Origin of the sequence: Virgibacillus profundi (assembly GCF_002287375.1) — a bacterium.
Classification (GTDB): Bacteria; Bacillota; Bacilli; order Bacillales; family Amphibacillaceae; genus Virgibacillus_K; species Virgibacillus_K profundi.
Genome location: NZ_NPOA01000004.1, coordinates 187,961 through 201,660, shown reverse-complemented (window position 1 = coordinate 201,660; position 13,700 = coordinate 187,961). Strand labels below are relative to the sequence as shown.

Below are 13,700 nucleotides of genomic sequence, written 5' to 3'. Positions count from 1 at the left end.
TGTTAATTATATAATATTATTTGTCTATTGTCAAGCTTATCATCAGAATTATGAATAGCTGTTGTTTATATCTTTGATGATTTCATTGGCTTGTAGATCACCAAATACTAACCGCTTAACAAATTCTGAGTCTGCTTTTGATTTTGTAGACTTTTTATCTCGTTTTGACAGCTTAACATATTCGTAAATTTCTTCCGGTGTACCTTCTACTACAATTCCATTAATTTCTGCTTTCATTTGTTTCCGCCTCCTTCATTTCTTAACAACAACCATGCAGGAATTAAAGCTATAATTGATGATATAAATCCCACTGTTCCTGCAAATATAATCTTAGCTACTCCCAACATAAAAGTACCATTACTGAATATAGAATTCATGTATCCTTGCTGCGCCGATGTGGCAATATCATAGTACCCACTTGCTGTGAAGTATAATCCTATATTAATACCAACAAGTACCGCTATAACGATTGATATGTAGCCTAGTATGTTTCTCATGATTCAGTTCCCCACTTTAATTTTAATGGAACGATTATCAATCAGGTGTTGTAAATCCTTACGAGCTTTCATCCTATAAGTTCTAATACTCTGATTATGTTTAATGTTCCTAACATCCCCAATAGCTTGGTTAATTTGCTTTTCGCCCATTTTAGGCTGTTTTGTAAGTTGTAAGATACGTTCAAGAAATTCATTTTCCTTTTTCAACTTCCTTCTTTCTTGCAAAACTGTTTGCAATTGCTTGTAGGGAATTAAAAATACCTCTGCGGCATTCAGCGATACTAGCTCAATTACGTGAAGTAAATCAATCTCCTCTTTATGTAACCTATCTAATTCTTCTAGATTAAACTTATGTTGTTTTGGAAAGTTTACCAAGACATCTCTAACTGCCTTAAGACTTTCTTCATAATCAATTTCCATCTGTACTCCTCCTATATAATATTATTTGTCCATCAATCTGTATTCATCTTACCACGGTGGTTTCAATCTGTCAATAGACAAATAATATTATATGGTATTAATTTTATAACTCTTCAAATCCATCGTTGTATAACTCATCTATTAACTGGTTAACTGTTATATCTGAAGCCTTTATGTCTTTACTAACTAAAAACCTTTCAATCTCTAATGCTAAGTCTGTGAGTTCCATTTAATCATCTCCTATAAAACAATCCTTTTAACGTGAGTTTAAATCAATTACTTCTGTTGGATCAATATTAAGTCCGTGAAGATAGTCTTCAATTATTTCTTGGATTATCAGCGCATCGTCGTCAATGCCATCATTTCCTTTTTTCTGTGCCTCTACCCTAATATGCTGTGACCACGCAAAGATGTCATTCAGAGCTTTAGATAACTGTTCATCCATTCTCTTCTCTCCTTTCTCATTAAATGAAATCTCTTATTGTGATTCTACTTTGCTATAAGAGTTAAGAAACATCAATAAAGCTATAAAGGCATCTTCTTCTCCACCTTCGTACTCATCTTTGAAGTCTTTAACAAATTCCTTCATATTACTTGCTTCATTCCCAAAGTATAAATTTAAATGATCTAACAATTTCATTAATTACTCCTCCTTTTCCTCGATAAATTCATTATTTTAAGGTGCTATTTACCCCAAGCCTCATGCAACTCTTTGCTCAAACTATAGTATTCTTTCGAGTTATCAAGTCGCTTAACTCTTACCAGCGCAGTTCGTTCGCCACTTAGTAATAAAGAAGGCTGTATTTTCTCATATTTTATATTCATAGGAGATTCTGCTTTAGTATCTACAATTTGCGAGTATACTTTTCCTCGATTTGATACGTAAAATGCAACAGTTTTAGGAAATTTTACATTCTTCTCCAATGCTTCGAACCATTCTTTGCTACCTAGCTCCATTTAATCATCTCCTTTCTCGATATGATTCATTTCTATTTTCTATTGCTTGTCTTAGTTGCAATATCATCCATTTGATCTGCAATATCTCCCACAAACAAGATATCCGCTTTGCTAGTGGCAAGTAATTCGATTTCACCACTCATGGTTGCAATAGTTGTTTCGGCTATTTCAATGTCGGCTTTTAAATATTGCAGTTCATCATATGTAATATCCAACTTATCCTGCAACTTTTTCTTTTCTCGCTTGTAGTTATTTTCCAGTTGATTTACCCCCAAATAATTTCTAATCTTGAACCTGATCCAGTGTCGAATGTTTTTCATTTTACTTCCTCCTTCTTACAGAATTATTGATTTAAGTCAAAATATTCCTTGTGCAGTTTCTCATGCAACCTTTTAAAATCACTGTAAGCGTCAATTGTTTCGTTGTCCAAACCTTCAACGCCATTCTTCTCAAAGTATTTATCATAGCTAACACTGATGAAAACTAAAGATGTCATTATTAAAGATAGCTCATCATCTGTTAAAATTACATTATTATTCATTTAGTCAACCCCCTCTTGTCTTGATTCGTGTTTTAGTCATTCCTTCACTTCCGCAACAACGCAGTCAATACTGACATAACTATTGCCTGCAATTGTTTTAAACCCATCAATATAAGCTGCATTACCTAGCTTTTTAAAAATATAATCTTGTATTGCTGTTTCAAGTTCTTTTCGATTTAATTCAATTTCCAATTGAGTTCGCATCCTTTCTCGATAAATTATGTTACTCATGCAACACTTCTTCATAAGTATTTACATGCCATTTTCCATTGCTTAAAGCATCAAACATGTCGTCTTCAGTCAGTATTTTTTTACTGTGTTGGATAACATGTGACGGCATCGGATAATAATATGGATCAAACTCAATAATTACATCTGAGTTTTCCCAACTAATATATTCCATTCCATTTACACCTAGCCAAAGTACTTTCTTGTTATTGTTAAAGTGGTCACTCATTTTAATTCCTCTCCTTTTCTCAATTATTTTGTTTTTTCTTGATGTAATCCAAGAGACTATTTAACTGCTCCTCCTGTGATAGCATTTTATCATCATATTCGTTTACCACATTGCAAATATCTCTTACATAGTTGATCATTAAGCCCAATAATTCTAAATAAATATCTACAGGGACAGTATCTATCCCAATATTCTTGTACTCATTCATGATTAGTGCATGGTCATGTAGCGACATAATGCTCAATTCAAATTCATTGTATTTTGATTCATCAAGCATTTCTTCACCTCATAAAGAATTTATATTTTATTTTGTACCGCCAATTAACCCTCGTTCATATGCAAGAGCTTCTCTTTCGTTGCCCGTTTCCCTTGCGATTTCTAATTCTTCTCGTAGACTTATAATCTCCTGAATCATAGCAAGAATAAATCCATCACCAGTTTCATTTCTCCATGCTTCACCGTAACGCAAAACAGTGACTCCACCATGACCTTCGTCATGTAATGCTGTATACTTCCCGCCATATAAATCAATTTTTACCAAGCTCATTTATTTATCCTCCTCTAATTCTGTAAAACACTCTTCCAACCTATCTCCATATATCTCGATCCATCTGCTATGTTCATCCTTAGTGATTTGAACAAGTCGATAAGCGTCACTACCTGCAACAAAGTTGTATGAGGATTTATCATCTTCACTCCAGACAGTTCCAACATTCACAGTTAATGTTTCGTTTTCAATTGAATTTCCGTTCTCATCGTATTCTTCTAGATCAAACGACATGGTACACTCATATTTGCGCATATTTCCCCTCATTTTATAATACTTATTAGTTATTGTCATTCCAAATTTTCTTCAATTGCTTATCCTGAACATACATTGCCCCTGCCACAAGCCATGAAAAGATTACTCCTATAAGCAATGTCAAACCTGATCCTGAAGCAGCATAAATCCCTGTTAGTGCTGTCATAACAATTATCCATATCATCAATATTTTTAGGAATCCCGCTATTCGATAATTATTCATTTGTTCACCTCAATTCTCTAAGTCCTTCACAATCAATTCCAGCTCATAAAAAGCTTCACTAGGTATTTGTTGCTCATATTTTTCCAACCACTCTTCCATTCGTTCTTTTGGAGACGGTTTATACAATCTAACAGGCTCTGCATAATGTGAACTAGATTTGACAACATTTTTATATTCACTTGACACCATAATAGGTTTAACATTACCACTAATACTCTCTAATTCCTCTTGACTGGATATAGGAATTGCACCATCTCCATATTCTTTCTTGAAGGAACTATATACATGGTTAGCCGTTTTTACAAAATTCTCTCTGTCAAATCCTACGTGTTTTACAAACTCCGTGTCGGCAGCGTCACTTATTATTAGATCGGATGCGATCTCTCTCATTTCATCGCTAGTTTGTTTTAGCCACATCTGAGAAGCTAACCATCTTAAATCAAAGTTGTCAACCAGTTTTCTATCTCGGTCAATGGATAACTCTTTAGGTTTAAAATCGTATCCGTGATGATAATTAGAGTAATCACAAATAAACAGTCCACTGACGAACACTTTTCCTTTATATCTATCATCCAATAAGATCCTGCCTTTATCTGTGCTAAAATGTTCTCCGATATCCTGTAGGTGTAAGTTAGTTTCAATTATACTGTCATATTGTTCTTGAGTAATATTCTCAACTGTAATGACAAGATTGTGATGAGGTATTCCTTGCCACGGATATTTTTTATCTACAAAGAATGTAAGCACCTCTGCTCTATATTTCCTTGAGTTAACAAACCTTGGTTGCCAAACTTCTTTAGCTCCATAGTTGTAAAATGTTACTGGATGATTCTCTCTTGTTAACACTAAAGTTGCAATCTTATAACCTTCACCGAATTGACCAATTGTTTCATCTTCATCTGCTTTAGTTGTAGCACCAAGTAGTAGTGAGCTGGTATCCAATATAGATAATTTATTCCCAATTGATAAAATTTCTGTTTCTGGATTGTAGTCAAAAAACATTTCATTGTCTTCAGTGATAGTCTGTTGATCTAATGCGTTCTGAAATAGCTCTCGAACAGCATCTATGTAGTTCCACGTTGGCACATAATCTTTAGCTATTGACAATTCAAATTTAGACATTTTGACTCTCCTTTCAAAACCTCAAAAGTTTTAATAGCTTCAACACCACGAATTATTGACTTATCCCAATATTGTGCATACGCTTCATTTGTTTCTCCATGTCCACAACATGCGTTCATCACATTTGGCAATGTTCCTAAGCAAGCGTCATGACCTTCTGGCGTTGCCTTCTTGTGGCAGTATCCACATGATCTTAGATGATGAGTTTCTGCTGTTAACTCTTTTGTGTCACTGTATTTCCATTGATCATTCACATATTCAATTGCGTGACCTCTCAGATATGATTTAACCATTTGATTCTCCTTTTAGTGTTTGACGCGCCTTATCTCCTTTATCAAAATCAACATTATGGATATGTTCGTTTAAACCATCAAAATCTCCCCATAATTCATAGTTTTCTTCATCTGCATAAAACTCCAATGCCTGTTTGTAGTGGATCTTTTTTGCCAAGAGTTCTTTAATCTTACCACTATAGAACTTTTCATCAAATGATATTCGCCTCTCTAATTCCTTCACATGCTCTGTTTGTTGGATAAGCCAATTAATGTCCCCATCTCCGACTGACTTAAAACGTTCCTTTATCTCTTCCATTCGTTTACTCATCTACATTCAAATCCAATCTGCCTTCAGCAAAACAATGCACCTTAGCACCATCATTGAAGTATGTTTTAATATTGATTGTAGCTTCGGATCGTTGCGTTGTTGTTGCGTTAGTCACTGTAGCTGCTATACCATTTGAATCCCGAACAAAGAATAAGCATCCTGTATTACTAATTAAGGTGTCGCCTTTTCTCAATTCGCCTATTTTTCTATCATGTTTATTCCACCATCTCCACTCTCTTTCCTGTTTGATTTCCTCTGGCGACAGTTTAATTAACATGCTTATTGGTATTTGTTCCGCACTCTCTAGATCCGCAAATTTTGTTTTATTGATCTGGTATATACTGAGTATTTTCCTTGTGAGATTTAATTCATCATTATTGATCTTTGTAAATTCCCCAATCTCAAACTCTGGTTCAACTTCGTATCCATCGCATAAAGCTAAATAAAAATTGCCATATGTTAAATCTCCCATAGTTCTTTCGTAATTCTTTTTAAAATAGTCTAGTATTTTAGCCTGTTTCTTCGTAACTTTAATCTTCCCCACTATTCATCCTCCTTTAGTTTTAATTCTTCACTTAAATTTTCAACGATACCTTCTAACACCATTGGATGTACTTTAAGTTCAAATTTGTTATTGCTGCTCATGATTGTTAATATGTGGTTGTCTGAGTTGTAGATAACCCTGCTATCCGGATAAAGCGTAGTTTGTATATTCATCTATAGTCACCTCCCTTTCATATTATATTTAAATTTATATATTCGTTCCCAATCTTTAGCATAGTTGTCGATCGACTGTCCAAGTGTTTGAAAATGATATGTGACATCATCTTCATTCGTATCAAAACCACTAACACTTGCGCCAAAAGTCGAGTAAACTAGATAACCTTCTGTATTGTTGTGAATGTTTCTAACTTTGTCTCCGATTTTCATTGGTTGTTTTCCTTTCTACTGCATATTTTCAGTCTTATCTGTTTTAAATGTAAAGTCGAAAGCTAATGGTTCGTTGTTTTCCAGATATGATTTAATCGACTCTATACTATTTTCTTGAAGTTGGTTGTCTAAACTTGCTACAATATTATTCTTCAGTTTATCGTTAAACACTTCTGCTTCCCCACCTTCTTTTAGCAATCTGTATAGATAAGTATAGGCTTCGTTTTCTGAGTATGTGCCCATTTTAAAGCCATCAGCAACATCAAAATTGGAATTGTTGTATTTCACATTTGCTTTAAAATTCACAATGATATGATACGTATAATATGGAGGAGCGTACCAACCACGAAAACCTTCCTCACTCATTCTTTGAGTAAATTCCTCTACACTTTCTGGATTTTCGATAACATCAAAACTATATGTACCAACACATTTTAATTCTACCTTTGGATTTATTTCATCAGAAAAACTAGAAGAAGTATCTGAATCGATGGTTTCTTTATCGCTTTTAAATAATCGTTTGAATATTTTCATATTTATCCCTCCCATTAAAATGCGTCTTTTATTGTGTGATGAAATTTCGGTCTATTTTTGAATACTGGGTCGTTTCAAGGTGTCATGTGATAGTCCTAATTAACTTTACATGCAATAGGTTGTAAAATTATAAAACGTCTGTATCGGCTTGTGTGTGACGATACGAGAAAATAGGATGATTTTACCTTAAATTGGAACGAGTGTTTCTATATTGTGACTTGATTAAGCTTCTTATATAAATAAATATAATATTATTTATCTTTATGTCTATTAATAGAATAACATGGTTATTAGATTATGTCAATGGATAAATAATATTATATTTAAAATGTTTTTTGTATGTGATTATTTTACTTCTGTAGTTTCTTCGGTTGTTTCATATTTAATTGCTTCGATTGCCTCTCCGGTCTCTTGATCGTAGACCGTGCCAGCCTGTATAACAAATTTAGGTTTTAAGTCTTTCCAATTTATTTTCTTTGTTTCTACCTTTTCAACAAATTCAGGGTATAGTTTTTCAATTGCTTCAATATCTTTAGTGGTTGGTTTCACTAGTTTGTCTTGTGGCTGTTTAATAACTATGTCACCCGCAAGCGAAGTGTATTTACTCTGTGTTTTTGCTTTCTGCATTTTTTGTGTTTTTGCATATGTATTCAATGTAGTCAGCAAAAAGTGATTCGTCTTCAGTAATTTTTCCTCTTTAGTTTTAAAATGAAAATCTAATTCAGCTTTACGTTTTTCTAATATCTCTTCGTATTTTTTAATTGTTTCGTTATTTTCTTTGACAAGTTCAATGTATTTATCCACTTTCCAACTTTCTAGTTGTGCAAAGTCAATATTTTCAATTTCTTCTTCTGTTACTTCTAGTTCCCAACTATCTTGTATCATTTTAACATTCTCCTTATGTATAATATTATTTTCGTTTATTGGTGATTACTAATTAATATCCTCTCAACTTGGCTTGCAGTTCATCAATTCGTTCATCTATAACTTCACGTTGCTTGTGTAATGTTTCCAGTTCACCGTTAGCTTCGATTTCTGTCTGAATGGAATCCAACAATGCTTTTCCTGCTGCATCTGTTCGTACCGTAAGCTCAAACAACAATGGATCAGAATGGTGTACTTTATCGATTTGGTTAATATGGAATGTGTTGATCTGAGTTGTATTGATTTCATCATCTGCTTTAGTTGGTTCTTCATCTGGAATGTGATAAATAATAGCCCCAGATTGAATTGCGCATTTTGCTTCATTGGTTAACTCATCATTGTATGCATGTAGCCAAGTATATCCTTTATCATCTTTGTGAACCACTTCTCCGCCATTGCTTAATTCGCATAGATCGTAAACTTTATGTAACCTTGTATCCTCATTAAATCCTACGCCAGTAATAAGTGTAAATGATGTAGCTTTTTGAACATCTTCCGATGAATACATATTATCTCTCCTTTTAATTATATAATATTAATCCTCTTTTAATTCTTTCCACAATCTCAACTTACGTTTATCTTCTATTTCCTCTTTGAAGTAAGTTTGCACTGGTTCGGTTTGACTGATTGCTAAATATAAATCACCAGTAGCTTCGTTTATAACGCTAGACTGTGCATCATTTGCGCTATCATTTTTCCCATGCCAATGTAAATGCAATTCTTCTTGCGATCCATCATCATAATTAATAACAAAATATGTGATATCGCTATGTGAGACGATTCGCTCAAATGGTTTGAGACTATAATCATCCTCTACATAACTGTCCATTGTATTAGCTTCAGATGAGATTTGCATAAACACTTCTAAAACAATAAAATTTTCACTTACGTCTTTGAGAGTTTTTCTGCGTAAATTTCTTGTGATATTATTTAATTCAAAATATCCAACATGCTGCCTATGTATAATAATTGTCTCTAAATTTTCTAAGTTGATTTCAATTGTTTGTATTTGCTTCACTAAGTAACATCCTTTCTATGGAAATTGATTGTTGTTTAAAGTTAATACATAATTATGCTAATTTGACTCATAATTATCACAGATATTGCCAACCATAAACCAAACAATAAAGTTGCTGGATTTGTGTTTTTGTGATCTAGAGAATGTATAACTCTAATAATCAACCACAAGATCATAGTAATAATGGGATAAATCATATTCACACCTCCTCTTCTACTGTTTTAATCAAATTATCATACAATGTTTTAACATAACCAGTAATCTGAAACACTTTATCAATCTCATCTTGATCTTTGGAGATTTTCATAGTAACTAAATCTTTGGATAATGCAAATGCACCAAAGGATTCGTATCTGTTTTTGAGTGATAAACGATAATCTTCCATCTTTGAAGCCTCACCTATCATAATGAGTGTTCCAGTTTTCTTATCTATTACTACACCGGGATCTTTAACTTTGCTATGTACATGTCCGTCATGGTCTCTGATTAGAAACAATACATTTCCCTCCTTAGAATATTAATAGAAATAGTATGTAAGCAAAATATGCTATTTTTAGTATCTGTGCAATTGTTCCAAATACTGTGCGATTTTTCTTTTTATTATATTCTTTTAGTTCTGGATGCTTTTTATGTTTCTTTACAGTTGTTACGCCTCTCACCCAACCGATGATCGCTAAAACTAACATGCCCACTGTTGGGTATAGGAACATGTCAATACTTAATGCGTTGATTAAAAAGAGCGCCTCGATTATTAATATGGAAAATACTCCGATAACAAAAACGCCCATTTTAATGATAAGCTTAATTTGCTCCTCTGTAGACATGGATTCTGTTTCTTTATCAGTACCATCTAATTTAATATTACCTACTGTGAGTAGACATAGATATGTGATTAATAATACCAATCCAAAAAATATCATCATAATTTATAGTCCTTCCTTTTCCATGATTTCTAATAGTATCTTGCCGCTTAGAATATCTGCTACATTTGTGCTAAGATTTAGAAAATCGACGGTTGAGATAAACGTTTTGCTTATTTCAACCTCATCGATTATCTTCCAATACATTAGAATGAGTTGTTTGTCATTAGTAATATGTTCTCCATAATTATCCAATATGTACTTTACGTTTGTTAATATATTATTATTCATCTGATAAATGTTCTTCAGGCTCTTGTATGACTTTAATGATATCTTCCACAATTTCATCACTGGATAACTTGGATGTATCATATGTTAATACTGCCACACTGTTGGAGATTGCATCTGTCATTACAGTTTTGTATAATCCTAGAATAGATGAAACTTTGTCAGTGGTGACATAATCATCTCCACGTTCTTCTAGTCTGTTGATGATTGTTTCTTCTGGTGCGGTTAAATAGATGACCACTGTATTGTCTTTAAATTTATCTTCGATTGTTGTACGTTGTTCATGTGATAAGATTGCGTAATCTTGGTATAGAGTTGCATACGTGCGATTAGAGTAGATTCCCCTCTGAATTATTGCATTGTCTAGGTTGGCAACCTTTGTGAAGTGTTTGTATAATTCTTCGTTGGTGCAGTCAGCCAATTCAAAGGAAGATCCTCTTACTTCTAACATATTTAGCTTATCGCTTAATTTATGTGCTACAGTGCTCTTGCCTGAAGCATCTACTCCATCTATCAAAATATTCATGTGAGACCCTCCTTTTAATTTAAGATGTTAACTTTCAATTGCTGCCTTCCGAACTGTAATGCATTCGATTTAGAACTGAATAGTAAATCTAAACGATTTCCTTTTATGGCGCTGCCAATGTCGTCTGCGATGTAGGTTTCACCATTAACTTCAATCAATGTACCCAATGGAACAACATTCGGATCAACTGCTACGATTCTATATCCACTGGGGTGATACTTTGTATTTTGAACATTAGTTCCTTTATAAGTAATCCCCGAGCAGCCTTTGCAAGATGCGGTATAAGCAGTAACTTCCATTGTCTTGGTCGTACTTGTGGTTTTAGCTGACTTAGACTTATTCCTCGAAGTGTTTGATAATTGGACTAAACCATCTAACTTTTCATCTTTCTTTTGTATAGTATTGTTTAGTTTTTTATTATCTTTTTTGAGTTGTTCCTTATCTGTTTTCAATTCTTTAAGTTTTTCTTGTTGTTTTGTGATAGTATTATTATATTCTTTTATATCTGTATTAAGTTCAGATATATCACTGGATAAGTCATTGACCTCTGCGTCCAATTCAGACACATTATTCCCTAATCCTTCATTTGCTTCTTCCAATTCTTCTTTCTTCTGTGTAACTTGATAATTGATTAACCCTGTTGTTAAGATGATAGTTGCGCAGATAAAAGTAAAAACTGTTGTTCTTGTGTTGTTGATTGTATTGATGTTGTTCATATTATTGTGTAGCATGAAACCGTCCTTTCAGTTGGTGGAGCTTATTGATGATAACTGTGTTAATCTTGGTGAAGATGTTCACCTCCTCTTGATATGTATTTGATGTTGTATATACATTATATAATATTGTTTAGTTATAGTCAACTGTTATTTGGAAGATTTGTTTTTAATCCATATTAACACGCTCAGTTGTAAGTGATAAGTCACCATTCTCATCTATATCATCAATCAAAGCAATAGTGTGTTGATAAATCGTATTACGATACTTACGTAAGACGAATTGATTGCCACGTCTGAATCCCACAAAAAGTGCTTTGTTGCCACGATTGAACCAACTCTTGTCAATAACAGTTTTCTTACCATTTGCTCCACGTTCCGATATCTGTCTTGAGTAGTGACTGTACGCACCTGCGTACATTTTGACAACAACTACCCCATCAGTTGTTAGGATGGTTACTGTATGTCTGTTTTTGTCTTTGTCTAAGATAGTCCCTGCCAGCCTAGAAATTTGATATTCATGTCTTGTCTGTCCTTTATATTGGAAATCACGTACCGGTATCGGTTCTTCTGAAAGCTCAGAGAAGTTGGATATATCATATTTCTCTGTGTCTAGGTGTTCTAACTCATGCCCTGTGTAATAATAAGATAGGCTTGACATTTCTCCAGCTTCCATGCTCTCATTCTTAGTTGTATTATCCCATTCCTCTTGATACAATTTATCATTAACCAATTGTAAAGTTGATTCTTGAGTCAACCATTCTTTTACAACTTCCATCTTCTTATCATATTCTTTTTCAAAGAGCCACTCAGCTACTATTGGTAAACTTGTATTCTCATCGTAGTCTACTATACAGGACTCTGAGAAATGCTCATATAGAAACTCAGTTGAGATGTTGTCTAATAAGAATAGCCGATTCTTAGTTTTACGATCAGGTGACTTGCCTATTGAGTGCTTGTATATGTGCTGTCTGTAACGATAATAGCGTACATTGATAGATAACTCGTCTGGTAGTATATCGTTGCCTAGCTGTAATATTGTGTTAAAGGATGCTAATGTTAAGTTCTTTCTAGGTGCAAATGTGTGATTTACATATTGTTTCATTATGTTGATACGTGAATCAAATTCGTCGAAACATCCTGCTTTGATTAGTTGTACAACGTGACCATTCTTAAGTAGTTTGGTGGTGTGTAGTCTAGTTAGGAAATCTGAGAATGATGTGTATGGACGATTTTGGATTATTGTGTGTACTGCGTCATCCCCTACGCCCACGAGACCCTTTAATCCGAATATGATTGCATTATTTTCAATATCTGGCGTAAAGCCAAAACCTGCTTTATTGATGTTGGGCAAGGACACTTTTACGTTACGTTCCTGCATTTCTCCTATACTCGCTGCGACTTTCCCATAATTTGAGGATTGTTTTTTAATAGCCTCTTCTTCATCATCCATGCCACCGCTGTTAACAGTTAAGCAAGCCGTCTGCCAATAAATAGGATTGTAATGTAAATTAAGGTTGATTTCCTGCAAAGCTACTAACGTATATGGAATTACGTGTAATGTGGAAAAACTGTATAATAATTGTCGGAACACCTGCACGTTCCACACATAATTTAAAATTTCTTGCCTGTTCCCTAATTTTAATCCACTGTCCATAAAATACTGCTTCATATCCGCAACTGCATCTCGATTACTCTTTGCGATAATTTTTCTAAGGCGGTTCGCATCTTTGACTGAGAAGCCTGCAACTCGTTTATCCATTGTAATAGTCATAATATTTTCCTGACTTTCGGAAATTCCATTTAAAATCAGTAAATGTTCTTCCATTACCTCAATCTCTGATTCATTCAAGCCGTAATCTTTCATCTCTTGATACCATAAGCTTATATCGTTTTTGAATCGAACAAAGGTATCAATTGGTTGCTCCCCAGTATCTGACATTAGCCTCATAAGTGAATTTACAGATGCTGTCTCAATTAAGTTACTAGGTTTAACCTTGGTAATCGCGTCTCGTGCCAAATCTGTACTGAACTGAAAAATATCTGCTGTAGTATCATTTCCCAAAATTTTATAAACCTCTTTACTTTCTTTGTCTATTGCGTCTGGGTGTAAATATTTGTTAAATGTATCTTTCAATGTTTCTTGTTTTTCTATTTCTCCGTTTTCAACAAGCAAGTCTAATGTAACACGTATTTTATCTAATGCTTCAATTGTAAGTAACCTCTCTACCGTCTCTTTCGAGATACTTTAACACTGATTGATTCAGTCGGAGTAGACTATATCT

The 13,700-nt window shown here is 33.8% G+C and carries 30 protein-coding genes; all 30 read right to left on the bottom strand.

Annotated elements, in window-relative coordinates; translation table 11 throughout:
* Window positions 1-48 precede the first annotated feature (48 nt).
* Window positions 49-237, bottom strand: a complete 189-nt coding sequence (locus CIL05_RS07740) for a hypothetical protein (RefSeq protein ID WP_095654953.1) — start codon at window positions 235-237, stop codon at window positions 49-51.
* A complete protein-coding gene (locus tag CIL05_RS07735; protein WP_095654952.1) occupies window positions 234-497 on the bottom strand; it encodes a hypothetical protein in 264 nt (87 codons plus the stop codon). The genes CIL05_RS07740 and CIL05_RS07735 overlap by 4 nt, the downstream gene beginning before the upstream one ends.
* A 3-nt stretch (window positions 498-500) precedes the next feature.
* Complete coding sequence (locus tag CIL05_RS07730; RefSeq protein WP_095654951.1) at window positions 501-917, bottom strand: hypothetical protein; 417 nt, start codon at window positions 915-917, stop codon at window positions 501-503.
* Window positions 918-1,020: 103 nt separating this feature from the next.
* Window positions 1,021-1,146 (bottom strand): hypothetical protein, encoded by a 126-nt coding sequence (locus tag CIL05_RS22785; RefSeq protein WP_276245333.1) that lies wholly within the window; start codon window positions 1,144-1,146, stop codon window positions 1,021-1,023.
* Window positions 1,147-1,173: 27 nt separating this feature from the next.
* The gene (locus tag CIL05_RS07725; RefSeq protein WP_095654950.1) at window positions 1,174-1,362 is read right to left on the bottom strand and encodes a hypothetical protein; all 189 of its coding nucleotides are present in this window, start codon (window positions 1,360-1,362) and stop codon (window positions 1,174-1,176) included.
* 33 nt (window positions 1,363-1,395) lie between these two features.
* A complete protein-coding gene (locus CIL05_RS22170) occupies window positions 1,396-1,557 on the bottom strand; it encodes a hypothetical protein (RefSeq protein ID WP_165769080.1) in 162 nt (53 codons plus the stop codon).
* 44 nt (window positions 1,558-1,601) lie between these two features.
* The gene (locus tag CIL05_RS07720) at window positions 1,602-1,874 is read right to left on the bottom strand and encodes a hypothetical protein (protein WP_095654949.1); all 273 of its coding nucleotides are present in this window, start codon (window positions 1,872-1,874) and stop codon (window positions 1,602-1,604) included.
* Between the two features lie 32 nt (window positions 1,875-1,906).
* Window positions 1,907-2,194, bottom strand: coding sequence for a hypothetical protein (locus CIL05_RS07715; protein WP_095654948.1), 288 nt, complete (start codon window positions 2,192-2,194; stop codon window positions 1,907-1,909).
* A 23-nt stretch (window positions 2,195-2,217) separates the two neighbouring features.
* Complete coding sequence (locus CIL05_RS07710) at window positions 2,218-2,415, bottom strand: hypothetical protein (protein ID WP_095654947.1); 198 nt, start codon at window positions 2,413-2,415, stop codon at window positions 2,218-2,220.
* A 36-nt stretch (window positions 2,416-2,451) separates the two neighbouring features.
* On the bottom strand, window positions 2,452-2,607 hold the full coding sequence (locus tag CIL05_RS22165) for a hypothetical protein (protein WP_165769079.1): 156 nt from the start codon (window positions 2,605-2,607) through the stop codon (window positions 2,452-2,454).
* A gap of 31 nt (window positions 2,608-2,638) precedes the next feature.
* On the bottom strand, window positions 2,639-2,872 hold the full coding sequence (locus CIL05_RS07705) for a hypothetical protein (protein ID WP_095654946.1): 234 nt from the start codon (window positions 2,870-2,872) through the stop codon (window positions 2,639-2,641).
* Between the two features lie 19 nt (window positions 2,873-2,891).
* Window positions 2,892-3,149: a hypothetical protein gene (locus CIL05_RS07700; RefSeq protein ID WP_095654945.1), complete on the bottom strand. Its 258-nt coding sequence runs from the start codon at window positions 3,147-3,149 to the stop codon at window positions 2,892-2,894.
* Between the two features lie 27 nt (window positions 3,150-3,176).
* Complete coding sequence (locus CIL05_RS07695; RefSeq protein WP_095654944.1) at window positions 3,177-3,419, bottom strand: hypothetical protein; 243 nt, start codon at window positions 3,417-3,419, stop codon at window positions 3,177-3,179.
* Window positions 3,420-3,674, bottom strand: a complete 255-nt coding sequence (locus CIL05_RS07690; protein WP_095654943.1) for a hypothetical protein — start codon at window positions 3,672-3,674, stop codon at window positions 3,420-3,422.
* A 25-nt stretch (window positions 3,675-3,699) separates the two neighbouring features.
* Complete coding sequence (locus CIL05_RS07685; protein ID WP_095654942.1) at window positions 3,700-3,897, bottom strand: hypothetical protein; 198 nt, start codon at window positions 3,895-3,897, stop codon at window positions 3,700-3,702.
* A gap of 9 nt (window positions 3,898-3,906) precedes the next feature.
* The gene (locus CIL05_RS07680) at window positions 3,907-5,019 is read right to left on the bottom strand and encodes a hypothetical protein (protein WP_095654941.1); all 1,113 of its coding nucleotides are present in this window, start codon (window positions 5,017-5,019) and stop codon (window positions 3,907-3,909) included.
* The gene (locus tag CIL05_RS07675) at window positions 4,995-5,312 is read right to left on the bottom strand and encodes a hypothetical protein (protein WP_095654940.1); all 318 of its coding nucleotides are present in this window, start codon (window positions 5,310-5,312) and stop codon (window positions 4,995-4,997) included. Before CIL05_RS07675 ends, CIL05_RS07680 begins: the two co-directional genes overlap by 25 nt.
* Window positions 5,305-5,622, bottom strand: a complete 318-nt coding sequence (locus CIL05_RS07670) for a hypothetical protein (RefSeq protein WP_095654939.1) — start codon at window positions 5,620-5,622, stop codon at window positions 5,305-5,307. Before CIL05_RS07670 ends, CIL05_RS07675 begins: the two co-directional genes overlap by 8 nt.
* Window positions 5,615-6,166, bottom strand: coding sequence for a hypothetical protein (locus tag CIL05_RS07665; protein WP_095654938.1), 552 nt, complete (start codon window positions 6,164-6,166; stop codon window positions 5,615-5,617). Before CIL05_RS07665 ends, CIL05_RS07670 begins: the two co-directional genes overlap by 8 nt.
* Window positions 6,166-6,339 carry a hypothetical protein gene (locus CIL05_RS22160; RefSeq protein ID WP_165769078.1) on the bottom strand — a complete coding sequence of 58 codons (174 nt, stop codon included), beginning with the start codon at window positions 6,337-6,339 and terminating at the stop codon, window positions 6,166-6,168. The genes CIL05_RS07665 and CIL05_RS22160 overlap by 1 nt, the downstream gene beginning before the upstream one ends.
* A gap of 6 nt (window positions 6,340-6,345) precedes the next feature.
* Window positions 6,346-6,552 (bottom strand): hypothetical protein, encoded by a 207-nt coding sequence (locus tag CIL05_RS07660; RefSeq protein WP_095654937.1) that lies wholly within the window; start codon window positions 6,550-6,552, stop codon window positions 6,346-6,348.
* 15 nt (window positions 6,553-6,567) lie between these two features.
* Window positions 6,568-7,086 carry a hypothetical protein gene (locus CIL05_RS07655; RefSeq protein WP_095654936.1) on the bottom strand — a complete coding sequence of 173 codons (519 nt, stop codon included), beginning with the start codon at window positions 7,084-7,086 and terminating at the stop codon, window positions 6,568-6,570.
* Between the two features lie 345 nt (window positions 7,087-7,431).
* Window positions 7,432-7,971, bottom strand: coding sequence for a host-nuclease inhibitor Gam family protein (locus CIL05_RS07650; RefSeq protein WP_095654935.1), 540 nt, complete (start codon window positions 7,969-7,971; stop codon window positions 7,432-7,434).
* Window positions 7,972-8,023: 52 nt separating this feature from the next.
* Entirely contained in the window at window positions 8,024-8,518 is a 495-nt protein-coding gene (locus CIL05_RS07645) for a hypothetical protein (protein ID WP_095654934.1), read from the bottom strand.
* 27 nt (window positions 8,519-8,545) lie between these two features.
* Window positions 8,546-9,028, bottom strand: coding sequence for a hypothetical protein (locus CIL05_RS07640; RefSeq protein ID WP_095654933.1), 483 nt, complete (start codon window positions 9,026-9,028; stop codon window positions 8,546-8,548).
* A 199-nt stretch (window positions 9,029-9,227) separates the two neighbouring features.
* On the bottom strand, window positions 9,228-9,524 hold the full coding sequence (locus tag CIL05_RS07635; protein ID WP_095654932.1) for a hypothetical protein: 297 nt from the start codon (window positions 9,522-9,524) through the stop codon (window positions 9,228-9,230).
* A 13-nt stretch (window positions 9,525-9,537) separates the two neighbouring features.
* Window positions 9,538-9,951 carry a hypothetical protein gene (locus CIL05_RS07630; protein WP_095654931.1) on the bottom strand — a complete coding sequence of 138 codons (414 nt, stop codon included), beginning with the start codon at window positions 9,949-9,951 and terminating at the stop codon, window positions 9,538-9,540.
* Window positions 9,952-10,171: 220 nt separating this feature from the next.
* Entirely contained in the window at window positions 10,172-10,702 is a 531-nt protein-coding gene (locus tag CIL05_RS07620) for a deoxynucleoside kinase (protein ID WP_095654929.1), read from the bottom strand.
* Between the two features lie 14 nt (window positions 10,703-10,716).
* Window positions 10,717-11,433, bottom strand: a complete 717-nt coding sequence (locus tag CIL05_RS07615; RefSeq protein ID WP_095654928.1) for a 3D domain-containing protein — start codon at window positions 11,431-11,433, stop codon at window positions 10,717-10,719.
* A gap of 151 nt (window positions 11,434-11,584) precedes the next feature.
* Window positions 11,585-13,591, bottom strand: a complete 2,007-nt coding sequence (locus CIL05_RS07610) for a helix-hairpin-helix domain-containing protein (protein WP_095654927.1) — start codon at window positions 13,589-13,591, stop codon at window positions 11,585-11,587.
* Between the last annotated feature and the right edge of the window lie 109 nt (window positions 13,592-13,700).